The sequence below is a fragment of the Pseudoxanthomonas sp. USHLN014 genome (assembly GCF_037153335.1).
Taxonomy (GTDB): domain Bacteria; phylum Pseudomonadota; class Gammaproteobacteria; order Xanthomonadales; family Xanthomonadaceae; genus Pseudoxanthomonas_A; species Pseudoxanthomonas_A winnipegensis.
The window spans coordinates 1-22,196 of record NZ_JBBCKO010000006.1 but is presented as its reverse complement, the minus strand read 5'-3'; the positions used below and the strand labels follow the sequence as shown (position 1 = coordinate 22,196).

The 22,196-nt window shown below is 69.9% G+C and carries 17 protein-coding genes; 8 read left to right on the top strand and 9 right to left on the bottom strand.

Annotated elements, in window-relative coordinates; all coding sequences use genetic code 11:
• Positions 1-93: 93 nt before the first annotated feature.
• The gene (locus WFQ05_RS11865) at positions 94-1,779 is read right to left on the bottom strand and encodes an electron transfer flavoprotein-ubiquinone oxidoreductase (RefSeq protein ID WP_337053968.1); all 1,686 of its coding nucleotides are present in this window, start codon (positions 1,777-1,779) and stop codon (positions 94-96) included.
• A 207-nt stretch (positions 1,780-1,986) separates the two neighbouring features.
• On the opposite strand from WFQ05_RS11865, the gene acnD reads away from it, so the two are divergent.
• The 6 genes from acnD to hflX all read left to right on the top strand — a co-directional run bounded on the left by acnD (position 1,987) and on the right by hflX (position 9,676).
• Complete coding sequence (acnD, locus tag WFQ05_RS11860) at positions 1,987-4,596, top strand: Fe/S-dependent 2-methylisocitrate dehydratase AcnD (RefSeq protein ID WP_337053967.1); 2,610 nt, start codon at positions 1,987-1,989, stop codon at positions 4,594-4,596.
• Positions 4,597-4,612: 16 nt separating this feature from the next.
• Entirely contained in the window at positions 4,613-5,254 is a 642-nt protein-coding gene (locus WFQ05_RS11855) for a 2'-5' RNA ligase family protein (protein ID WP_337053966.1), read from the top strand.
• A gap of 38 nt (positions 5,255-5,292) precedes the next feature.
• Positions 5,293-6,480 (top strand): 2-methylaconitate cis-trans isomerase PrpF, encoded by a 1,188-nt coding sequence (prpF, locus tag WFQ05_RS11850; protein WP_337053964.1) that lies wholly within the window; start codon positions 5,293-5,295, stop codon positions 6,478-6,480.
• Between the two features lie 306 nt (positions 6,481-6,786).
• Positions 6,787-7,743, top strand: coding sequence for a tRNA (adenosine(37)-N6)-dimethylallyltransferase MiaA (gene miaA / locus WFQ05_RS11845; RefSeq protein WP_306992978.1), 957 nt, complete (start codon positions 6,787-6,789; stop codon positions 7,741-7,743).
• A 149-nt stretch (positions 7,744-7,892) separates the two neighbouring features.
• Complete coding sequence (gene hfq, locus WFQ05_RS11840; RefSeq protein ID WP_130533796.1) at positions 7,893-8,177, top strand: RNA chaperone Hfq; 285 nt, start codon at positions 7,893-7,895, stop codon at positions 8,175-8,177.
• A 140-nt stretch (positions 8,178-8,317) separates the two neighbouring features.
• Complete coding sequence (gene hflX / locus WFQ05_RS11835; RefSeq protein WP_130529128.1) at positions 8,318-9,676, top strand: ribosome rescue GTPase HflX; 1,359 nt, start codon at positions 8,318-8,320, stop codon at positions 9,674-9,676.
• Between the two features lie 16 nt (positions 9,677-9,692).
• Here the strand turns inward: hflX and WFQ05_RS11830 are convergent, their stop codons facing one another.
• From WFQ05_RS11830 to WFQ05_RS11795, 8 genes are all read right to left on the bottom strand, one after another.
• Positions 9,693-10,238, bottom strand: a complete 546-nt coding sequence (locus WFQ05_RS11830; protein ID WP_306992973.1) for a phosphatase PAP2 family protein — start codon at positions 10,236-10,238, stop codon at positions 9,693-9,695.
• Positions 10,222-11,367 (bottom strand): glycosyltransferase family 1 protein, encoded by a 1,146-nt coding sequence (locus WFQ05_RS11825; RefSeq protein WP_306992971.1) that lies wholly within the window; start codon positions 11,365-11,367, stop codon positions 10,222-10,224. The genes WFQ05_RS11830 and WFQ05_RS11825 overlap by 17 nt, the downstream gene beginning before the upstream one ends.
• A 634-nt stretch (positions 11,368-12,001) precedes the next feature.
• Complete coding sequence (locus WFQ05_RS11820; RefSeq protein ID WP_337053963.1) at positions 12,002-13,252, bottom strand: EAL domain-containing protein; 1,251 nt, start codon at positions 13,250-13,252, stop codon at positions 12,002-12,004.
• A gap of 182 nt (positions 13,253-13,434) precedes the next feature.
• A complete protein-coding gene (gene ppx / locus WFQ05_RS11815; RefSeq protein WP_130523497.1) occupies positions 13,435-14,967 on the bottom strand; it encodes an exopolyphosphatase in 1,533 nt (510 codons plus the stop codon).
• Positions 14,968-15,025: 58 nt separating this feature from the next.
• A complete protein-coding gene (ppk1, locus tag WFQ05_RS11810; RefSeq protein WP_337053962.1) occupies positions 15,026-17,107 on the bottom strand; it encodes a polyphosphate kinase 1 in 2,082 nt (693 codons plus the stop codon).
• Entirely contained in the window at positions 17,104-18,438 is a 1,335-nt protein-coding gene (gene phoR, locus WFQ05_RS11805; RefSeq protein WP_130519974.1) for a phosphate regulon sensor histidine kinase PhoR, read from the bottom strand. The genes ppk1 and phoR overlap by 4 nt, the downstream gene beginning before the upstream one ends.
• Positions 18,439-18,577: 139 nt before the next feature.
• Positions 18,578-19,267, bottom strand: a complete 690-nt coding sequence (gene phoB, locus WFQ05_RS11800; protein WP_130519977.1) for a phosphate regulon transcriptional regulator PhoB — start codon at positions 19,265-19,267, stop codon at positions 18,578-18,580.
• A 95-nt stretch (positions 19,268-19,362) separates the two neighbouring features.
• Positions 19,363-21,027, bottom strand: coding sequence for a M48 family metalloprotease (locus tag WFQ05_RS11795; RefSeq protein WP_337053961.1), 1,665 nt, complete (start codon positions 21,025-21,027; stop codon positions 19,363-19,365).
• Positions 21,028-21,174: 147 nt separating this feature from the next.
• Between WFQ05_RS11795 and grxC the strand changes: the two genes are divergently transcribed.
• Entirely contained in the window at positions 21,175-21,444 is a 270-nt protein-coding gene (gene grxC / locus WFQ05_RS11790; RefSeq protein WP_130519979.1) for a glutaredoxin 3, read from the top strand.
• Positions 21,441-21,836 (top strand): carboxymuconolactone decarboxylase family protein, encoded by a 396-nt coding sequence (locus WFQ05_RS11785; protein WP_130523499.1) that lies wholly within the window; start codon positions 21,441-21,443, stop codon positions 21,834-21,836. Before grxC ends, WFQ05_RS11785 begins: the two co-directional genes overlap by 4 nt.
• Positions 21,837-22,196 lie beyond the last annotated feature (360 nt).

Genomic DNA, 22,196 nt, shown 5'->3' with positions numbered 1-22,196 from the left:
CCGGGCCGGGCGCAGTAGGCCGTGTAGCCCTGTCGGAATTCGGTCGAAGGCGCCGCCGGCGGCGGCGCGAGGTCGCGGCGCTAACCTTCCGGTCTACATGCCCGCATAGTTGGGGCCACCGCCGCCCTGCGGGGCGACCCAGACGATGTTCTGGGTCGGATCCTTGATGTCGCAGGTCTTGCAGTGCACGCAGTTCTGGGCGTTGATCTGCAGGCGCTGGCCGCCGCCGTCGGCGGCGACGAACTCGTAGACGCCGGCCGGGCAATAGCGCGCCTCGGGGCCCGCATAGGTCGCCAGGTTGATCTCCACCGGCACGGCCGGGTCCTTCAGCGTCAGATGCGCCGGCTGGTCCTCGTCGTGGTTGGTGCTGGACAGGAACACCGAGGACAGCCGGTCGAAGGTCAGCTGGCCGTCGGGCTTGGGGTAGGCGATCTTCTGGTGCTGGTTGGCCGGCTCCAGGCACGCATGGTCCGGCGTGCTGTGGCGCAGCGTCCACGGCGGGTTGCGGATGCCCAGCTTGGGCAGCAGCCACTGCTCGATGCCTGTCATCAGCGTGGCCAGCGTGCGGCCCTTCTTGAACCACTGCTTGAAGTTCTTGGACTGCTGCAGCTCGGCGTACAGCCAGCTGGCCTCGAAGGCCGCCGGGTAGGCGCTCAGTTCATCGCCGCTGCGGCCTTCGCCCAGCGCCGCAAACGCGGCCTCGGCGGCCAGCATGCCGGTCTTGATCGCCGCGTGGCTGCCCTTGATGCGGCTGGCGTTGAGCGTGCCGGCCTCGCAGCCGACCAGCGCGCCGCCGGGGAAGACCAGCTTGGGCAGCGACATCAGGCCGCCGGCGGTGATCGAACGGGCGCCGTAGCCGATGCGCTTGCCGCCTTCCAGGTGCTTGCGGATCGCCGGATGGGTCTTGAAGCGCTGGAACTCCTCGAACGGGCTCAGCCACGGGTTCCTGTAGTCCAGGCCCACCACCAGGCCGATGGCGACCTTGCCGTCCTCGGCGTGGTACAGGAACGAGCCGCCATAGGTGTCCGCATCCAGCGGCCAGCCGGCGGTGTGGACCACCAGGCCTGGCGTGTGCTTGGCCGGGTCGATCTGCCAGAGCTCCTTGATGCCCAGCCCATAGGCCTGCGGATCCTTGCCGGCGTCCAGCGAGAACTTGGCCAGCAGCTGGCGGCCGAGCTGGCCGCGCGAGCCCTCGGCGAAGATCGTGTACTTGGCGTGCAGCTCCATGCCCAGCTGGAACTCGGCCGTCGGCTCGCCGTCCTTGCCCAGGCCCATGTTGCCGGTGGCCACGCCCTTCACCGCGCCGGCGTCGGTGTAGAGGATCTCGGTGGCGGCGAAGCCCGGGAAGATCTCCACGCCCAACCCCTCGGCCTGGGTGCTGAGCCAGCGCGTCAGGGCGCCGAGGCTGATGATGTAGTTGCCCTGGTTGTGGAAGCACTCGGGCAGCAGCGCATGCGGGGTCGCCTTGGCGCCGGTGTCGCTGAGGAACAGGAACTGGTCCTCGGTCACCGGCTGCTTAAGCGGGGCGCCCTTTTCCTTCCAGTCGGGGAACAGCTCGGTCAGCGCGCGCGGGTCCATGATCGCGCCGGACAGGATGTGGGCGCCGGGCTCGGAGCCCTTCTCCAGCACGCACACCGACACGTCGCGACCGGCCTCCGTGGCCAGTTGCTTGAGCCGGATCGCGGTGGCCAGGCCGCCCGGGCCGGCGCCGACCACCACCACGTCGTATTCCATCGATTCGCGGGGCCCGTACTGGGCGAGTAGCGCGTCGGGGGTCATCGGCTGTGCTCCATCGGCGGGGCATGGCGAAAGGGGCGTCATCATAGCGAAGCCAAACGCGCGTTTGAATTCACGCCCGGGCGCCGTAGACAGGTTGATTCTGCCGCTCAAGATTGATCAATGCATCGTGCGGTGCCAGATTGCGCCCCGGTACGGGCCACGTCCGTATCCGACGTCGTCCGCCAGATCTGATCGCAGGATCCCGCCATGAACACCGCTTACCGCACATCGCTCCCCGGCACCGCGCTGGACTACCTCGACGCCCGCGCCGCGGTGGAAGCGCTCGCGCCGGGCGCCTGGGCAGGGCTGCCTTACACCGCGCGGGTCCATGCGGAGAACCTGGTGCGCTGCGCCGATCCGGCGCAGCTGCCGGCCTACCTGGGCCAGCTGATCGAGCGCCGGCGCGACCTGGACTTCCCGTGGTTCCCGGTGCGCGTGGTCTGCCACGACATCCTGGGCCAGACGGCGCTGGTGGATCTGGCCGGCCTGCGCGATGCCATCGCCGAGCAGGGCGGCGACCCGGCCCAGGTCAATCCGGTGGTGCCGGTGCAGCTGATCGTGGACCACTCGCTGGCGGTGGAATGCGGCGGGACCGATCCGCAGGCGTTCGACAAGAACCGCGCCATCGAGGACCGCCGCAATGCCGACCGCTTCGACTTCATCGACTGGACGGCCAAGGCGTTCCGCAACATCGAGGTGATTGGCCCAGGCAACGGGATCATGCATCAGATCAACCTGGAGAAGATGTCGCCGGTGATCTACACCCGCGACGGCGTGGCCTTCCCCGATACCTGCGTGGGCACCGATAGCCATACCCCGCACGTGGACGCGCTGGGCGTGATCGCCGTCGGCGTGGGCGGGCTGGAGGCGGAGAACGTGATGCTGGGCCGCGCCTCGTGGATGCGCCTGCCCGATATCGTCGGGGTCGAGCTGACCGGCCGCCCGGGCGAGGGCATCACTTGCACCGACATCGTGCTGGCCCTGACCGAGTTCCTGCGCAAGCAGAAGGTGGTCGGCGCCTACCTGGAGTTCTACGGCGCGGGCGCGGCGACGCTGAGCATCGGCGACCGCGCGACCATCTCCAACATGTGCCCCGAGTACGGCGCCACCGCTGCGCTGTTCCACATCGACGACCAGACCCTGGACTACCTGCGCCTGACCGGCCGCGAAGAGGCGCAGGTGCAGCTGGTGGAGACCTACGCGCGCACCGCCGGCATCTGGGTCGACGACCTGGCCGGCGCGCAGTACGAGCGCGTGCTGCAGTTCGATCTGTCCACGGTCGATCGCACCCTGGCCGGCCCGTCCAACCCGCACCGGCGCCTGCCCACCCGCGCGCTGGCCGAGCGCGGCATCGCGGTGGACCTGGACAAGGCGCGCGAGGAGGAGGCCAACGGCCTGATGCCCGACGGCGCGGTGGTCATCGCGGCGATCACCAGCTGCACCAACACCTCCAATCCGCGCAACGTCATCGCCGCCGCGCTGCTGGCGCGCAACGCCAACGCGCGCGGGCTCACGCGCAAGCCGTGGGTCAAGACCTCGCTGGCGCCCGGTTCCAAGGCGGTGCAGCTGTATCTGGAGGAATCGGGACTGCTGCCCGAGCTGGAGCGGCTGGGCTTCGGCATCGTCGCCTTCGCCTGCACCACCTGCAACGGCATGAGCGGCGCGCTGGACCCGAAGATCCAGCAGGAGATCATCGAGCGCGACCTCTACGCCACCGCGGTGCTCAGCGGTAACCGCAACTTCGACGGCCGCATCCATCCTTATGCCAAGCAGGCCTTCCTGGCCTCGCCGGCACTGGTGATCGCCTATGCCATCGCCGGTACGGTGCGCTTCGACATCGAGAAGGACGCGCTGGGCGTCGACGCCGACGGCCAGCCGATCACGCTCAAGGACCTGTGGCCTTCGGACGCGGAGGTGGACGCGGTGGTCAAGGCCAGCGTCAAGCCCGAGCAGTTCCGCAAGGTCTATGGGCCGATGTTCGACGTGCGCGTCGAACACGGGCAGAAGATCAGCCCGCTCTACGACTGGCGGCCGATGAGCACCTATATCCGTCGCCCGCCGTATTGGGAGGGCGCGCTGGCCGGCGCGCGCACGCTGCGCGGCATGCGTCCGCTGGCGCTGCTGGGCGACAACATCACCACCGACCATCTCTCGCCGTCCAACGCCATCCTGGCCAGCAGCGCGGCCGGGGAATACCTGGCGCGCATGGGCGTGCCGGAGGAGGACTTCAACTCCTACGCCACCCATCGCGGCGACCATCTCACCGCGCAGCGCGCGACTTTCGCCAACCCCAAGCTGCTCAACGAGATGGCGGTGATCGACGGGGTGGAGACGCAGGGCTCGCTGGCGCGGATCGAACCCGATGGCCAGGTCGTGCGCATGTGGGAGGCCATCGAGACCTACATGCAGCGCGGCCAGCCGCTGATCATCATCGCCGGCGCCGACTACGGCCAGGGCAGTTCGCGCGACTGGGCCGCCAAGGGCGTGCGTCTGGCGGGGGTGGAGGCGATCGTGGCCGAGGGCTTCGAGCGCATCCACCGCACCAACCTGATCGGCATGGGCGTATTGCCGCTGGAGTTCCTGCCCGGCACCGACCGGCGCACGCTGCGCCTGGACGGCACCGAGACCTACGATGTCCTGGGCCAGCGCGCGCCGCGCGCCACGCTGACGCTGGTGGTCCACCGCAAGGACGGCAGTATGGAACAGGTGCCGGTGCGCTGCCGGCTGGACTCGGACGAAGAGGTGTCCATCTACGAAGCCGGTGGCGTGCTGCAGCGCTTCGCCCAGGACTTCCTCGAGTCGTCCAAGGCGGCCTGAGCGCGTGCTGACCACCATGCGACCGCAGCCTCCCACGCCGCCGCCAGGTCAGCTGCTCGATCGGCTGTGGAGCAAGGAAATGGGCGGCGACCGCCTGCTATTCATCGCCCGCCCCGAGGCGGCGATGCGCGAGGTCTTCGATGTCGCCACGCGCGAGCAGGGCATCCAGGCGGCCACGGGGCTGGCGATGTTCCCGCTGGTCAACTGGCACCAGACGCTGTCGGACCGCTTCATCGATTCACCGCAGACACGCGCGCTGCTGCTGCAGGCCGGTCAGGCCGTGCAGGCGCGCGGCTTCCTGCTGTCGCTGGACCAGCTGCGGGTGAGCCCCAACGCGCGCGCCAGCGCCAATATCGAGCTGTGCTGTTCGCAGCCGGTCGACGCGCTGAAGGAACTGCTGCTCGCGCTGAAGCTGGCCATCGCCGACCAGGGCCTGTTGACCAGTCGCAAGGGCCACCGCCCGCACGTGACGCTGAGCTATCGCTACGACGTCGAGGCCCGGCGCCAGCGCATCAAGCCGATCCGCGCGATCGACTGGCCGATCGAGAGTTTCGAGCTGGCCATCGGCAGCGGCGATCCCTACCGCTACCGGACCCTGTCGCGCTGGACGCTGGCGCCCGCCGCGACGCAGCCCGTGCAGGCGGCCTTTTCCCTCTGATGCAACGCGTGCCGCGCGCACGCTGAAAGGATGTCCTCATGTCGCATGTGCCGCAGATCAGGATCCCCGCCACCTACCTGCGCGGTGGCACCTCCAAGGGCGTGTTCTTCCGCCTGCAGGACCTGCCCGAGCGCGCGCAGATGCCCGGCGCGGCGCGCGATGCGCTGCTGCTGCGGGTGATCGGCAGCCCCGATCCGTACGGCAAGCAGATCGACGGCATGGGCGGCGCGACGTCCAGCACCAGCAAGGCGGTGATCGTCTCGCGCAGCGCGCGCGCCGACCACGACGTGGACTATCTGTTCGGCCAGGTGTCCATCGACAGCGCCTTCGTGGACTGGTCGGGCAACTGCGGCAACCTGTCGGCGGCGGTGGGGCCGTTCGCCATCGCCTCCGGCCTGATCGATCCGGCGAAGGTGCCGCGCGATGGCCTGTGCACGGTGCGCATCTGGCAGGCCAACATCGGCAAGACCATCGTCGCCCACGTGCCCATCACCGACGGGCAGGTGCAGGAGACCGGCGACTTCGAACTCGACGGCGTGACTTTCCCGGCGGCCGAGGTGCAGTTGGAGTTCCTCGACCCGGCCGACGACGGCGAGGACGGCGGCGCGATGTTCCCCACCGGGCATGTGGTCGACACCCTGAAGGTGCCCGGCGTGGGCAGCTTCCAGGCCACGCTGATCAATGCCGGCATCCCGACGATCTTCCTCGACGCCGCGGCGCTGGGCTACACCGGCAGTGAGCTGCAGGGCGCGATCAACGAGGACGCCGCGGCCCTGGCGCGGCTGGAGATCATCCGCGCCCACGGCGCGCTGCGCATGGGCCTGATCCGGACGCTGGACGAGGCGGCCCGGCGCCAGCACACGCCCAAGCTGGCCTTCGTCGCGCCGGCCGACAGCTACGTCGCCTCCAGCGGCAGGACCGTCGAGGCCGGCGAGATCGACCTGCGCGTGCGCGCGATGTCGATGGGCAAGCTGCACCACGCGATGATGGGCACCGCCGCGGTGGCTATCGGCACGGCGGCGGCGATTCCCGGCACGCTGGTCAACCTCGCCGCCGGCGGCGGGGCACGCAGCGCGGTGCGCTTCGGCCACCCTTCCGGCACCCTGCGCGTGGGCGCCCAGGCGCAACAGGTCGAGGGCCAGTGGCAGGTCACCAAGGCCCTCATGAGCCGCAGCGCACGCGTGCTGATGGAAGGCTGGATACGCGTCCCCGGTGACAGCTTCTGAGGCCTGGGCACCGGCGCTTCCTTTTTGCCGGCGCAACCGCCCCTTCGAATCATGTCGCGGCCTTCCTGTAGAGCGGAGCTTGCTCCGCTGCATTTCGGCCGGATCATCGGGAAGCCCCAGCGGAGTCCCCAAGACGGGGTTGCCACAAGCTCCGCCCTACAGGTGGAAGGCGCCCTTATGGCTCTTTGGCCAATGGCGGCGAAGGGCTTTCCCCGGAAAACTTCAGTCTCGCAACCATCGGCTTCAGGAAGCGAGTCATCGCCGGCGCAATGGACCCCTCGCTCGACACCCCGCAGACTGTCGCGCATGTCGAACCTGCTGCTGCCGCCTGCCATCGCCCTGCTCGGGCCCACCGCCTCGGGCAAGTCCGCGCTGGCCCTGGACTGGGCGCAGCGGCTGGGTGGGGAGATCGTCAGCGTCGATTCGGCGCTGGTCTATCGCGGCCTGGACATCGGCGCGGCCAAGCCCAGCGCCGAGGAGCGGGCGCAGGTGCCGCATCACCTGGTCGACATGCGCGATCCCTGGCAGACGTACTCGGCGGCGGACTTCGCGCTCGAGGCGCGCGCCGCGCTCGAGGCCATCCTCGCGCGCGGCCGCATCCCGATCCTGGCCGGCGGCACCGGCCTGTACTTCCAGGCGCTGACCGAAGGCCTGGCGGCCATGCCGCAGGCCGATCCCGGGCTGCGCGCCACGCTTGCCGCCGAGGCCGCCGCGCAGGGCTGGCCCGCGCTGCATGCGCAACTGGCGCAGGTCGACCCCTTGGCGGCGGCCCGGATCAAGCCCACCGATCCGCAGCGCATCCAGCGCGCGCTGGAGGTCTACCGCCTCAGCGGCAAGCCGATCAGCGCCTGGCAGGCCAAGGGTCGCGGCGACGCGCGGCTGCCCGTGCGCCTGCTCAAGCTGGCCCTGGCGCCGGCCGACCGCGCGCTGCTGCACGCGCGCATCGCGCAGCGCTTCGACACCATGCTCGCGGCCGGATTCCTCGATGAAGTGCGTGCGCTGCGGGCCCTGCCGCAGATGCAGGCTGCCCCGGCGCCGCTGGACCTGCCGGCGGTGCGCGCGGTCGGCTATCGCCAGGCCTGGGAGTTCCTGGACGGGCAGGGCAGCGCGGAGGACTTCCGCGAACGCGCCATCGCCGCCACCCGCCAGCTGGCCAAGCGCCAGTCCACCTGGCTGCGGGCGCGCCACGACCTGCGCTGGTTCGACCCGGCGACCCAGCGCGCCGGGCTGGAGGACGCGCTGGCGCTGTTCCTGGGCCGCTGAGCCGCCTTGCCGCGAAAACCGCGACATGGCGTCTGGTCAATCCGCCGGCCTTGTGTAATATCCCGTGACCGGCCGCGGTTCGGGGAGCAGTCACCGCGCCGGCCCATTACAAGAACAGTCCCATCGAAAGAATGGGCGGGAGCATTCGCATGTCCAAGGGGCAATCCCTGCAGGATCCTTTCCTCAACGCGCTGCGCCGCGAGCGGGTTCCGGTGTCGGTCTATCTGGTCAACGGCATCAAGCTGCAGGGGACGATCGAGTCCTTCGATCAGTTCGTGGTGCTGCTGCGCAATACCGTGAGCCAGATGGTCTACAAGCACGCCATCTCCACCGTGGTGCCGGCGCGCAACGTGCGCGTGGGGCCTGGCGGCGGCTATGTGCAGCCAGGTGCCGACGGCGCCGAGCCCTCGTCTGACGAGGCCGAGGACGAGTAGTCGCCAGAGTCGCCCGGTTCAGGCCGGGCGTCCATTGGTCGGATGCGCACCGCATCGCGTCCGCCCGCGGTTGAAGCGGAGGATAGTCGCCACCATCCTGTGGCCTTAGCCCGTGATTGCCGTGACCGATGCCGACTGAGTTGTTCGAACGTTCCCGCCGGGGCGAGCATGCCCTGCTGATCCAGCCGGTGCGCGGCGGAACCGCCGCCGCCTCCAGCGACGAGGATGCCGCCGAGGAGTTCACCGAGCTGGCGCGCTCGGCCGGCGCCACCATCGCCGCCCTGGTCACCGCCCGTGCCGACCGGCCCAGCCCGTCCACCTTCATCGGCAGCGGCAAGCTGGACGAGGTCAAGGCCGCGGCCGATGCCACCGGCGCCGACCTGATCCTGGTCAACCATGCCCTGACGCCGGGTCAGGAGCGCAACCTGGAAAAGGCCCTGGAGCGCCGCGTGCTGGACCGCACCGGACTGATCCTGGACATCTTCGCCCAGCGCGCGCGCAGCCACGAGGGCAAGCTGCAGGTCGAACTGGCCCAGCTCAAGCACATCGCCACGCGTCTGGTGCGTGGCTGGACCCACCTTGAGCGCCAGCGCGGCGGCTCCATCGGCCTGCGCGGCCCGGGTGAGACCCAGCTGGAAACCGACCGCCGCCTGCTGCAGAAGCGCGTGGACCAGCTGCAGAAGCGGCTGGAAAAGGTCGAGGTGCAGCACACCCAGATGCGCCGTGCGCGCGTGCGCAGCGAGCTGCCGCGCGTGGCGCTGGTCGGCTACACCAACGCCGGCAAGTCGACCCTGTTCAACGCGCTGACCGGCGCGGAGGCGTATGCCGCCGACCAGCTGTTCGCCACGCTGGATCCGACCGTGCGCCGGGTGAATCTGGCCGGCGGCGCGGTGGTGCTGGCCGACACGGTCGGCTTCGTGCGCGATCTGCCGCACGAGTTGGTCGCCGCGTTCCGCTCCACCCTGTCCGAGGCGCGCGAGGCCGACCTGCTGCTGCACGTGGTCGACGCGGCCGATCCGCTGCGCGAGGAGCGCATGGCCCAGGTCGACCTGGTGTTGAACGAGATCGGCGCTGGCGACATCCCGCAGCTGCTGGTGTTCAACAAGATCGACCGCATCGAGGGCGCACAGCCGCGCCACGACGCGCCCGAGGGCGCGCTGGACGAGACCACCGAACCGGGCACGCTGGGTCTGGCGCGCGAGCGGGTGTGGATCTCGGCGCGCGATGGCGTGGGTCTGGAACTGCTGCAGGACGCGCTGGCCCAGCGCCTGGGCCTGGAGCGCATCCGTGGCGAGGTGCTGCTGCCGTCCAGCGCCGGTCGGCTGCGCGCGCGCCTGTTCGACCTGGAAGCCGTGCGCGGCGAAGCCCACGAAGAAGCCGGCTGGCGCCTGACCCTGGACATGGCGCGCAGCGACGCGCAGAAGCTGCTCTCCCAGCCCGGCGGCGAGGCCCTGCGCCCGCTGCTGCCGGCGGTGGAAGTGGAGCAGTGGGAAGCCTGAGCGACGCTAGACGCGCTCAGACGAACAGGCTGACGCCCGGCACCACCCACAGCGCCAGCGCGGCCAGGCCGATGCCGATCACCGTGGCGGCCAGCACGTCGCTGGGATAGTGCAGGCCCAGCACCACGCGTGAGGTCGCCACGCAGGCGGTGAAAGGCAGCAGCAGCGGCGCCAGCGCCGGGTAGTGCGCCAGCGCCACCACGGTGAAGGCCACCGCATGCAGCGTGTGACCCGAGGGGAAGGAGAACTCGTCCAGCGGCGCCACCCAGGCCTGGATGCGCACGTCCGAGGCGAACGGCCGCGGCCGCCGGGTCCAGCGCTTGAGGCCCTTGTACAGCACCAGCGCAATCGCGCCGGTCGCCGCCAGGTGCGCCGCCGCGGCCAGGCCATGCCAGCCGTCGAACACGATCAGCGCGCCCATCAGCGCGTACCAGAACACGCCATCGCCCAGGCGGCTGACGATGGAGAAGAAGCGCCGCACATCGCTGCGGCGACCCAGGCGATTGGCCAGCAGGCACACGCGCGCTTCGCGCGGCAGCGAGAGTTCAGACGGCGAGCGCATCGGCGGACTCCTCCTTGCGGGAATGGGCGAGCCCGGCGAGCAGGGCATCGAAATCCGCGGCCACCTGGGCCGGCTGCAGCGCCTGGACCGCCTGGTGCGCCGCGGCGCCCATCGCGCGCAGGCGCTGCGCGTCGCCGCCCAGTTCCAGCACCGCCGCGACGAACTGCGCGTCGTCGCCGACCGCCGCCCCGTGCAGGCCATTGCGCAGATGCTCGTGCGCGGCGCCCGAGTCGAAGGCCACCGTGGCCAGGCCGCTGGCCATCGCCTCCAGGGTCACGTTGCCGAAGGTCTCGCTGCGGCTGGGGAACACGAACAGGTCGGCGCTGGCGTAGTGCCGCGCCAGCTCGGCGCCGCGCTGTACGCCGCAGAATACGAAGTCCGGATTGGCCTGCTGCAGCGCCGCCCGCTCCGGGCCATCGCCGACCCAGACCATGCGGGCTCGCGGCACGCGGGCCTGCAGCGCACGGAAGGCCTGGACCGCCAGGCCAAGGTTTTTTTCGGCCGCGATGCGACCCACCGACAGCAGCACCGGCGTGGCCTCGCCGGCGCCCCATAGCGCGCGCAGCGCGTCGCTGCGGAAGCCCGGGTGGAACTGGCCGGTATCCACCGCGCGCGCCAGCCGCTTGACCTTGCCGAAGCCCTGGCCTTGCAGCCACTGCGCCAGCTCGTGGGTCGGCACCAGCGTGGCGTTGCCGCGGTTGTGGAAACGGCGCATCCAGCCCAGCGCGACCGGCTGCAGCCAGGGCAGGCCGTAATCGCCCATGTAGTGGTCGAAGCGCGTGTGGAAGCCGGTCGCCACCGGAATGCCCAGGCGCTGGGCCGCGCGCAGCGCCGACCAGCCCAGCGGGCCCTCGGTGGCCACGTAGATCGCGTCGGGCGCGAAGGCGCGGAAGTGTTCCTTCAGCTGCAGGGGGGCCGGCAGGCCGAAGCGCAGGCCGGGATAGCGCGGCAGGCCCGCTCCGCGTACCAGCACGGTGTCCTGCGCGGTCTGCGCCGCGCCGTCCTGGCGCGGGCGCACCACGCTGACGTGGTGGCCCCGCTGGCGCAGGCCTTCCTCCAGGCCCTGCACGGTCAAGGCGACGCCGTTGACTTCCGGCGGATAGGTCTCGGTGACGATGACATAGCGCATGGGCGCCTCCCGGGTTTGACATAGGGTGGGAGGCGCGGATGCAGCGTCGATGTCAGCGCGATGTCAGTTGCATGAAAGCCGCCACGGTCGCCGTGACCCTGTGGGGCCTATGGGATCTGTGGGATCCGTGGGAGCCGCCATGGCGGCGACGGGGCTTTACCAGTAAAGCCTTCGCCGCCATTGGCCGAAAAGGCCACAAGGGCGGCTCCCACAAGGGCGGTGACTGACAGACGCCAGCCACTTCCTACCCTCATTCCCGCGAAGGCGGGAATCCAGGGACTTTCGCGCGTTGGATCGAGGTGCTGGGTTCCCACGTTCGCGGGAACGACGGGTGTGGGTTTCCTCAGGAAGGAAAGTTTGACTCCTGGGTGCAGCTGGGAGGGCCGAGAAAGCGGGGAAAGCCCGTCGCCGCCACGGGCGGCCCCCACCTGTAGAGCGGAGCTTGCTCCGCTGCTCCTCGTTCAGTTCGTGGGAAAGGCCCCAGCGGAGCAAGCTCCGCTCTACAGGCAGACCGCCGCGAGATTTGAGGAGACAGTTGCCCCCCGACCTCTTCCCTTTCGCGCAGCGAAGCGGAACCCGAAATCGCCCCGTCGCGGGTGCAGGCGCGCAGCCGCCTGGCGAGCGTCGGTGGCCTTTAGCCGAACACGGCGTCGGCCTGCAGCAGTGCGCGCAGATCGTCGTGCTTGAGCGGATGGGACAGGTAGTAGCCCTGGCCCTGGCCGACGCCGAGCGATTGCAGCGCCTCGAGCTCCTCGCGCGTCTCGATGCCTTCGGCGGTGACGTGACTGCCGGTCTGGCGGCCGAAGCCGACCAGCGCCGCGGCCATCGCCTGGCGCGCGCGATCGTGGTCGATATCGCGCGTCAGGCTGATGTCCATCTTGATGATCTCGGGGTGCAGTGTGAGGATGTGGCGCATACTGGAGTAACCGGCGCCCGCATCGTCCACCGCGAAGCGCACGCCGGCCGCGCGCAGATGCTTGATGGTCGTCTGCAGCGCCGGATAGTCCTCCACCAGCGCATGCTCGGTCAGCTCCAGCACCAGCCGGCCGGCATCGATCACATCCAGATGGCCCAGGATGTTCTGCGTGACCAGGGTCTGCGGCGAGATGTTGACCGAGACATAGAAGTCGCCCGGCATGCCGCGCAGGCCCTGCAGCGCGGTCAGCATGGCGTTGATCTCCAGGCGCATGCCCAGGCCGATCTCGTTGGCCTCGTTGAACCAGACGTCGGGCGGGCGCTTGGGCTCCATGTCGAAGCGCGACAGGCATTCCACGCCGATCAGGGCGCGGTCGTGCAGACGGTAGATGGGCTGGTACACCGTGCGCGGCTGGCCCATCTCCAGCACGCTGCTGATGCGTCGCAGCTTCTCGTTGTGCAGCCGCACCGCATCGATGTCGCCCTGGACCTGCAGGGAGACCAGTTGGGCCAGGGCGCGCATCACGTGCAGGTCGCGCTCGTCCAGCCCCGGCTTTGCCTCGAAACTGAAGCAGCAGAACGTGCCGTACACGCTGCCGTCGGAAAGCCGGATCGGCACGCTGATGTGCGAGCCGATCGGCACGCTCATGGTTTCCGGCAGCCCCATGGCCTCGGGCAGGCGGGAGGTGTCGGGGATCAGCGATGGCAGGCGACCATCGACCACCCGCGGACAGTAGCCAGCCTCCATCGGCATGGAATCGCCGCGGCTGAGCACCACACGCCCAGTGGGGTTGATGACGTGGCGGAACACGCGGTCGCGCGACCCGAACTCGGACACGAACGCCACGTCCATCTGCAGGTGTTCGCGCATGACGCCCAGGATCTGCTCGATGTTGCGGTCGATCGAAACCGACGCCGACGCGATCTGCGTCAGCACACGCTGGATAAGGTCTTCCGAGTTGTTGTGCACGATGCATGCCCTCTTGGACGTTGCCCAAGGCAAGGTGCGAGCGGGATTACGGCACTGCCGCACTTCGCCTGTTCAGGTTCCTCGAAAGTAGCATCCGTATTCGATTGAAGATGAACGCGGCGTGTTGGACACGGCAAGAATGCGTGCACGTGCGCAAACCGGCGTGACGCCGGTCGCTGAATTCAGGTGACGAAGGGCTTGAATGCCACGCCGAGGCCGGGCATGTCGTCCGATTCGCCGATTAGGTCCGCACGCAGCAGCGGGCGCGCGTCGATCCACTGCTTGTCCAGCAGCAGACGCAGCGTGTCGCCTTCGGCCGTCAGCTCCAGGGTCGGGATCGGCGCGGCGTCGTGCGCGCGGTGCAGCAGCACGGCCAGGCGCAGCAGCGCGGCCAGGCGCCGGATCGCCGGGATGCGGCGGTCCGGCAGGGCGTCGAACGCCGCCTTGGGGATGCCGCGGCGATGCGTGCGCACCAGGGCCGCCAGCATCAGCTGCTCCTGGCGCGAGAAGCCGGCGATGTCCGAATGCTCGAGCAGATAGGCGCCGTGCACGTGGTACTGGCTGTGCGCAACGGCCTGGCCGATCTCGTGCAGGCGCGCGGCCCAGTGCAGCAGGCGGGCATCGTCCTCGCCCAGGTCCCAGGCCTTGGCGACCTGTTCGAACAGCCGCTGCGCGGTGGCGTCCACGCGATCGGCCTGATCGATGTCCACGCCATAGCGCTGCATCATAGTGGCCACCGACAGTTCGCGCGGATCGTCGCTGCCGCGGCGGCCGAGCATGTCGTACAGGATGCCTTCGCGCATGGCGGCCTTGCTGACCATCATCCGGTCGATGCCCAGCGCCTGGAACGCGGCCTCCATCACCAGCACGCCGCCGGCAATGATCGGCTGGCGGTCCTTGCTCAGGCTCGGCAGGTCGATCGCGTCCACGCGCTCGGCCTGCAGCAGGCGCTCGCGCACCTGCGGCAGCGCCTCGGCGGTGATCGCGCCCTTGGTGAGCTTCATCGCCGCGCAGATGTCGCCGATGGCCTTGGCCGTGCCCGATGAGCCGATCGCCTCCTGCCAGCCCAGCGCCCGGTACTGCTGGGCGAACTGCTGCAGCTCGGCGGTGATCTCGGTCAGCGCCGACATCCAGCGCTTGCGCGAGAGCTTGCCGCCGGGAAAGAAGCGCCGCGTGCTGGCGATGCAGCCGACCTGGATGCTCTCGCGCTCCAGGGTCTGCAGGCCGCTGCCGATGATGAACTCGGTCGAGCCGCCGCCGATGTCGATCACCAGCCGGCGCGTGCCCGGCTTGGGCGGCTGCGCCTGGGCCACGCCCAGGTAGATCAGACGCGCCTCCTCGCGGCCGGACACCACCTCGATGGCATGGCCGAGCGCGGCCTCGGCCGGCACCAGGAAGCTCTGCGGCAGCGCCAGCCGGCGCACCGTGTTGGTGGCCAGCGCGCGCACGCGCGAGGCGGGCAGCTCGCGGATGCGCTGGCCGAAGCGCGACAGGCAATCGATCGCGCGCTGGTGGGCTTCCTGCGACAGGCCGCCGCGGGCGTCCAGGCCGTCGGCCATGCGCACGGTCTCGCGCAGCCGATCGATCACGCGCAGCTGACCCTGGGTATAGCGGGCCACGACCATGTGGAAGCTGTTGGACCCTAAGTCCACAGCGGCCAGCTGGTCGTTGTCCTGCAGCGGGCTGGAAAGGGTCTCGAGGAGCGTGAAAGGCATGGCGCGCATGGTAGCCGAAGCCGCTCCCTCGTCCGTGCCTCGACCGGCAGGCACGGCCTCAGAGCTTGGCCAGCAGCGTGCCCTGGGCCGAATGCGGCGCCTGGTCCGGGCCGGGCGAGAGCTTGTGGTAGACCCCGTTGGTATCCAGCTCCCAAGCGTTGGTGTTGTCGTCCAGGTAGTTCTGCAGATGGTCGCGGAACACGCGCGCGGACAGCTTCTCGTCCAGGATCGGGAAGCAGGCCTCGACCCGGTTGAGCAGGTTGCGCTCCAGCCAGTCGGCACTGGCGCAGTACAGCTCCGGATCGCCGTCGTTGCCGAACCAGTACACGCGGCTGTGCTCCAGGAAGCGTCCGACGATCGAGCGCACCCGGATGTTCTCCGACACGCCCGGCACGCCCGGGCGCACGGTGCAGGCGCCGCGCACGATCAGGTCGATCTGCACGCCGGCCTGCGAGGCGGCGTACAGCGCGCGGATCACGCGCGGCTCGTTGATCGCGTTGACCTTGATGATGATCCGCGCCGGCCGCCCGGCGCGGGCGAAGCGCGCCTCGCGCTCGATCTTCTTGATCATCCCCGGGTGCAGGGTGAAGGGCGACTGCAGCATCAGCTTGAGCTTGGTGGTCGGCGCCAGCCCGGAGAGCTGCTGGAACAGCAGGTGCACGTCGTTGCCTATGTCTTGGTTGGCGGTGATCAGCCCCAGGTCGGTGTAGGCGCGCGCGGTGCCGGCGTGGTAGTTGCCGGTGCCCAGGTGCACGTAGCGGCGCAGCTTGCGGCCCTCGCGGCGCACGATCAGCAGCATCTTGGCGTGGGTCTTGAAGCCGACCACGCCGTACACCACCTGCACGCCGGCGGCCTGCAGGCGGTCGGCCTGGCCCAGGTTGGCCTCCTCGTCGAAGCGCGCGCGCAGTTCGACCACCACGGTGACGTCCTTGCCGTTGCGCGCGGCCAGCACCAGCGCATCGACGATGGCCGAGTCCTTGCCGGTGCGGTACAGCGTCTGCTTGATCGCCAGCACGTTGGGGTCGGTGGCGGCCTGCTTGAGCAGCTCCAGCACCGGGGTGAAGGCATCGAAGGGATGGCTCAGCAGCACGTCGCCGTCGGCCACCGTCTCGAACATCGCATCGCCATCGCGCAGCTGGCGCGGGGTGAAGGGCGGGTACTTCAGCTCCGGGCGCTGCACCAGGTCGTAGACCTGGATCACGCGGTTGAGGTTGACCGCGCCGTCGATGCGGTAGACCGCGTTCTCGGTCAGGCTGAAGTTCTCCAGCAGCGTGTTGACGATGGCCTTGGGGCAGTCGTGGGCGATCTCCAGGCGCACCGCCGGGCGGTAGCCGCGGCCGGCCAGCTCATCGCGCAGGGCCAGGGCCAGGTTCTCCACGTCCTCCTCGTCCACCACCAGCTCGGAGTTGCGGGTGACGCGGAACTGGTAGGCGCCCTTGACCTCCATGCCCGGGAACAGGTCGTCCACGAACGCCGACAGCACGCTGGAGAGCAGCACGAAGTCGTGCTCGCCGCCGGACACGCGCTGGGGCAGGTGGATGATGCGCGACAGCGAGCGCGGCGCACGCACGATCGCCATGTGGCCGGCGCGGCCGAACGCGTCCTTGCCCTTGAGCACCACCACGATGTTGAGCGACTTGTTGAGGATGCGCGGGAACGGGTGCGAGGGGTCCAGGCCCAGCGGCGAGAGCACCGGCATGATCTCGTTGCGGAAGTAGGCGCGCAGCCAGCGCTTCTGGCGCGCGTTCCACACCGACTGGCTGAGCACGCGCACGCCGGCCTCGTTCAGCGCCGGGCGCAGCACCTGGTTCCAGCACTTGTACTGCGCATCGACCAGCTCGGCGGCGCGGTCGTGGATGCGCGTCAGCACCGTGGCCGGCGTCAGCCCGTCCGGGCCCGGCGGCAGGCCGAAGTCCTGCGCGTGGCGCACGGTCGCGGCGCGGATCTCGAAGAACTCGTCCAGGTTGGTGCAGCTGATGCACAGGAAGCGCAGCCGCTCCAGCAGCGGCACGCTGCCATCCAGCGCCTGGGCCAGCACGCGGAAGTTGAAATCCAGCTGCGACAGCTCGCGGTTGAAGTACAGCGAAGGATCGCGCAGCGGATCTGCAGCTTCAAGGGTCGGCTCGACGGCGGCGATCATGCGGGAAGGCTCTGGGGGAAGGGGAAGGCGGACTCACGGGGCTGCACGCGCGCCGGGCCGAAGTGGACCGAGAAGGTGCTGCCCTGGCCGACGGCGCTCTCGATCTCCAGCCGCGCCTGGTGCAGGTTCAGCACATGCTTGACGATGGACAGGCCCAGGCCGGTGCCGCCGCTCTCGCGCGAGCGGCTGGTCGAGACGCGGTAGAAGCGCTCGGTGATGCGCGGCAGGTGCGCGGCCGGGATGCCGTAGCCGGTGTCGCGCACGCTCAGCACCGCGCCGGCGCCCTCGTGGGCCAGGCCGATGGTGATCGTGCCGCCGGCCGGGGTGTAGCGCACCGCGTTGCTGACCAGGTTGGAGAAGGCGCTGTGCAGCTCCTTGTTGGAGCCGCGCAGGTCGATGTCGCCGCTGTCTTCCACCACGATGGTCTGGCGGCCGCGGCTGAGCGCCTCGGCCTCGCGGCGCAGCGTGGCCAGCATCGGCGCCATGGCGATGGCCTCGTCGGCCAGGCTGTCCTGCACTTCCAGGCGCGAGAGCGTCAGCAGGTCCTCGACCAGCTGGGTCATGCGCGCGGACTGCTTCTGCATCTCGTCCAGGATCGGCTTCCACTCGGGCATCTCGTCGGCGTCGAGCATGTCCAGGTAGCCGTGCACCACGGTCAGCGGCGTACGCAGCTCGTGGCTGACGTTGGCCACGAAGTCGCGGCGCATTTCCTCCAGCCGGTTGAGCTTGCTGACATCGCGGGCCACCAGCAGCCAGTACTGGTCCGAGTAGGGGATCAGGCGCAGGTTCAGGCGCAGGTCTGGGTTGATCGGCGAGGCCGCGTCGAGCATCGGCTCGGCGTTGCGCCCGGCGCTGAGCCAGTGCGCCATCGGCAGCGGCTGCAGGCGATCGACCACCGGCGCATGCAGGTCGGCGGGATGGCGCAGGCCCAGCAGCGTGGTGCCGGCCTTGTTGAACCACTGCACGCGCTGGCTGTTGCGGTCGATGACGACCACTGCGTCCGGCAGGGCCGCCGCGGCGGCGCGATAGGCGCGCAGCATCGCCAGCAGGCGTCGCTTGCGGGTGCGCATCTCGACCTGGCCCCGGTGCAGCAGGCGGTCCAGCTCGTTCCACACTCCGTCGCCTTCGGCCGGCTTGATCCGCGCGCGCGCCGTCAGCCGGCGCAGCACCGCCCGCAGGCGCAGGAACTGCCAGGCCACCACGCACAGCGCGCCCACCGCCAGCACCGGCCAGAACGCGCCCGCCAGCCAGCCGGCGACCGCAACGATCAGGAGCAGGGTGGCGAGGCGGAACAGGGTGCGGTTCCAGGCCGAGCGCAGGTGCTGAGGCATGTGGGGATTGTGAGTCAGAACATGTGACAGGGCGAGCAGCGCAAGGCGAGGCACGCGTGTGGGGGAACGTGGCACGAGCGGGGCGGACGCCCCAGTCGCGGGGCGGCCCACTCGTTACCTATTTCCCTCGTTACGGGCCTTAAGTGGACACCGAGAAGCGGTAGCCCGAGCCGCGCACGGTCTGCACCATGTTGTCCACGCCGTGCGGTTCGAGGGTCTTGCGCAGGCGGCGGATATGCACGTCCACGGTGCGCTCCTCCACATAGACGCTGCCGCCCCAGACGTGGTCGAGCAGCTGGGTGCGGGTATAGACGCGCTCGGGGTGGGTCATGAAGAAGTGCAGCAGACGGTACTCGGTCGGGCCGATCGGCACCGGCGTGTCCTCGGCGAACACGCGGTGGGCGGCGCCGTCGATGCGCAGCGCGCCCAGGGCGATGCTGCCGTCCTCCTCGTCCTCGCGCGAGCGGCGCATGACCGCGCGGATGCGGGCCAGCAGTTCGCGCGCCGAGAAGGGCTTGACCACGTAGTCGTCCACGCCGGCCTCCAGGCCGCCGACGCGGTCGTTCTCCTCGCCGCGCGCGGTGAGCATGATGATCGGCACCTCGCGGGTCAGGGCGTCCTTGCGCCAGCGACGGGCCAGCTCCAGGCCGCTGGTGCCGGGCAGCATCCAGTCCAGCAGGATCAGGTCGGGCACCTTGTCGGCGATGGCGCCCTGCGCCTCGCGGGCGTCGCCGGCATGCACCGGCTCGAATTCGCCCTTGCGCAGGGCGAAGGCCACCATGTCACGGATGGCGGGTTCATCATCGACGATCAGGATGCGCTTCTGCACGGGACGGGAGCCGGACGGATTGGGGACGTGCGGCAGTAGACGACAATTTTGTGACTCGATTGTGACACCCGCCGCGGACCGGTGCGCCCGAGGCCTCAGCGGTTGCGGTCCAGGTCCGGATCCTTGACCCCGGCATCGCGCAGGGCCAGCACCTCCGGGGTGATGGCCGCGATGCGGGCGTCGATGCGGGCGCGGGCGTAATAGTCCAGCGCCTCGCGCTTCTTCAGATTGCTGAGCTGTGTCAGGGCCTGCTCGGGGCGGCCGTTGAGGTAGGCGACCTGGGCGTAGGCCTCGCCGGCCCGGACGCTGTCGCCGGCCAGCTCGCAGGCGCGGGCGTAGGCCTGCTGGAAGATCGGGTCCTGCGCGCTGGCGTCCAGCAGCGGCTGCAGCACGGCCTGGGCCTGCTGGCCGCCGGCGCGGTCGCCCTGGCCGTTGAGCACCTGGGCGTAGCCCAGGGCCACGGCGCGGCTGTTGGGCGTGCGCGCCATCAGGTCCTTAAAGCGCGCCTTGGCCCCGGGCACGTCGCCGGCCCGGGCCTGGGCCTCGGCCAGGCCGATGCCCAGCCACTGGTTGCCGGGCGCGCGCTGCAGCAGCTGGGTCAGGGCGGCCACGGCGGCGCCGGGCTGGTTGTTGCGCAGTTGCGCCAGGGCCAGGCCGTACTGCTGGGCCTCGCTCAGTTCGCCGGTGCTGCGGCGGATGCTCTCGTACTCGCGGATGGCCTGGTCGGGCGTGTTGGCGCTGAGCACGCGCAGGCGCTCCTTGGCCCACTGGAACAGCCCGGTCGCGCCGTTGTCGAAGCTGGCCGGCGGCAGGGTCACCTGGAAGGGCAGCAGCGGGTTGTTGCTGCGCGCGCCGGCGGCGTAGTCGCCCTCACGCGGACTGGATTCGACGATCTTGCCGCCCGGGGTGCTGACGGTGGTGATGACGTTCTTCTCGCGCTTGATCCGCTCGGCGCGGTCGTGCGCCTCGCTGATGCGCGAACTGGTGACCGGGTGGGTCTGCAGATAGTCGGGCGTGCGCTCGCGTTCGCCGCCCTTGTTGGCGCGCATGGCCTGGTCCATGCGGCTGAAGAAGCCGGCCATGGCATCGGGGTCGTAGCCGGCGCGGGCCAGGGTCTGGATGCCGATGCGGTCGGCCTCGGACTCGTTGGAGCGGGTGTAGTCGATCTGGCGCTGCTGCATCAGCCCCATGCCGCTGATCACCGCGGCCTGGGTCGCATCGCCGCTGGAATGGCCGCCGGCCGCCTGCGCGGCGATGATCGCGCCCAGCATGCCCAGCAGGATCGGGATCTGGTCGCGCTGGGCGCGCTCGACGCTGCGCAGCACGTGCTGCTGGGTGACGTGGGCGATCTCGTGCGACAGGACCGCCGCCACTTCGTCCTCGCGCTCGGCGGTCAGCACCAGGCCGGAATTGACCGCGATGTAGCCGCCCAGCGTGGCGAACGCGTTGATCTGCCGGTCGCGCAGCATGAAGAAGGTGAAGGGCTGCGAGGGGCGGTCGCTGTTGGCCGCCAGCTTGCCGCCCACGCGGTCCAGCCAGTCGTCGATCAGCGGGTCGTCCAGCAGATAGCCGTAGTTGCGCAGTTCGCGCAGGGTCATGGCGCCGTACTGCTGCTGGCGGGCGGGGGTGAGCAGTTCACCGGCCGATGAGCCGATATCGGGCAGCCTGTCGGCCTGGGCGAACGCCAGTGGTGCGGCGATCAGCGTGGTCAGGGCAGTGGCCAGCAGGGTCAGGCGCACGCGGTCGATCCCTCGATGCATCGGCGGAAATCCGCGCAGCATGGCGGTGCGCCTGTGCCCCGGGGTGAATCCGTCGTTAATCCGCAGCGTTGCATTGCGCCCTCTGATCCGCCGGTGACATGCCACCATGATGCGTCTTCAGACCTTCCCACGTGCCGAGAATTCCCCATGAGCGCACCCCAGATCACTTTGTATTCCACCGCCGTGTGCCCGTACTGCGTGGCCGCCAAGAATTTCCTCAAGTCCAAGGGCCAGACCTGGACGGAGGTGCGCATCGACACCGATCCGGCCGAGCGCGAGAAGATGATGGCGCGCACCCGGCGCACCAGCGTGCCGCAGATCTTCATCGGCGAGACCCACGTCGGCGGCTACGACGACATGATGGCGCTGCACCGCGCCGGCAAGCTCGAGCCGCTGCTGGCCGGAGACGCGGCATGAGCCAGGGCGGGGAGACCGAGGCCGACCGCGTCCAGGCCTTCACCGAGTTCCGCCAGCGCATGAATCAGCGCATCCTGGCCGAGCCCAACCAGGTCGTGCGCCGGTTCTTCGCGCTCGATACGCAGACCTACCAGGCCGGCGCGCTGGACGTTAAGACCAAGGAGCTGCTCGGTCTGGTGGCCTCGATGGTGCTGCGCTGCGACGACTGCATCAGCTATCACGTGGCCCAGTGCAAGGAGGTCGGCGTGACCCGCGAGGAGTTCTTCGAGACCTTTTCGGTCGGGCTGGTGGTGGGCGGTTCGATCGTGATCCCGCACCTGCGCCGCGCCGTGGATTTCCTCGACCAGCTCGAAGGCGGCGCACCGGCGCCTGCCGCGCACGATCACGGCTGACGGGCGGTTCTTTTGCTGGTCGGGGCGCTCGGCGCGAGCGCCTTGCCGCTTGCAAGGGCTGCGGTTCGGCTTCGACGAGGCAACGGCCGGTCGGGCGGTGTCCGCCTTTCTCTCGGTCGGGTCATCTGCCCCGCGTTACATCCCCCTATCGTCGTTCCAGCGAGCGCGGGAACCCGGGGCTTTCGCTCGGAGTATCAAGATCAGAGTTCTTCTCGCAGTAGTGGGATCGCGTTTCCGTTGAGCGTCTGGCTTCGGAGGGGCAGCGGTCCGGCGGGCGGGGGCCGCTTATCCCTCAATCAGGGCATCCTGCCCTGATTCGGGCGCTCGGCGTCCTGCCTCGCTAGGCGCGGCCCCCGCCCG

Bases quoted from the DNA above. Each gene is read 5' to 3' on its own strand.
- WFQ05_RS11865 (WP_337053968.1), bottom strand. From the start codon at position 1,779: ATGACCCCCGACGCGCTACTCGCCCAGTACGGGCCCCGCGAATCGATG.
- acnD (WP_337053967.1), top strand. From the start codon at position 1,987: ATGAACACCGCTTACCGCACATCGCTCCCCGGCACCGCGCTGGACTAC.
- WFQ05_RS11855 (WP_337053966.1), top strand. From the start codon at position 4,613: ATGCGACCGCAGCCTCCCACGCCGCCGCCAGGTCAGCTGCTCGATCGG.
- prpF (WP_337053964.1), top strand. From the start codon at position 5,293: ATGTCGCATGTGCCGCAGATCAGGATCCCCGCCACCTACCTGCGCGGT.
- miaA (WP_306992978.1), top strand. From the start codon at position 6,787: ATGTCGAACCTGCTGCTGCCGCCTGCCATCGCCCTGCTCGGGCCCACC.
- hfq (WP_130533796.1), top strand. From the start codon at position 7,893: ATGTCCAAGGGGCAATCCCTGCAGGATCCTTTCCTCAACGCGCTGCGC.
- WFQ05_RS11830 (WP_306992973.1), bottom strand. From the start codon at position 10,238: ATGCGCTCGCCGTCTGAACTCTCGCTGCCGCGCGAAGCGCGCGTGTGC.
- WFQ05_RS11825 (WP_306992971.1), bottom strand. From the start codon at position 11,367: ATGCGCTATGTCATCGTCACCGAGACCTATCCGCCGGAAGTCAACGGC.
- ppx (WP_130523497.1), bottom strand. From the start codon at position 14,967: ATGCCTTTCACGCTCCTCGAGACCCTTTCCAGCCCGCTGCAGGACAAC.
- ppk1 (WP_337053962.1), bottom strand. From the start codon at position 17,107: ATGATCGCCGCCGTCGAGCCGACCCTTGAAGCTGCAGATCCGCTGCGC.
- phoR (WP_130519974.1), bottom strand. From the start codon at position 18,438: ATGCCTCAGCACCTGCGCTCGGCCTGGAACCGCACCCTGTTCCGCCTC.
- WFQ05_RS11795 (WP_337053961.1), bottom strand. From the start codon at position 21,027: ATGCATCGAGGGATCGACCGCGTGCGCCTGACCCTGCTGGCCACTGCC.
- grxC (WP_130519979.1), top strand. From the start codon at position 21,175: ATGAGCGCACCCCAGATCACTTTGTATTCCACCGCCGTGTGCCCGTAC.
- WFQ05_RS11785 (WP_130523499.1), top strand. From the start codon at position 21,441: ATGAGCCAGGGCGGGGAGACCGAGGCCGACCGCGTCCAGGCCTTCACC.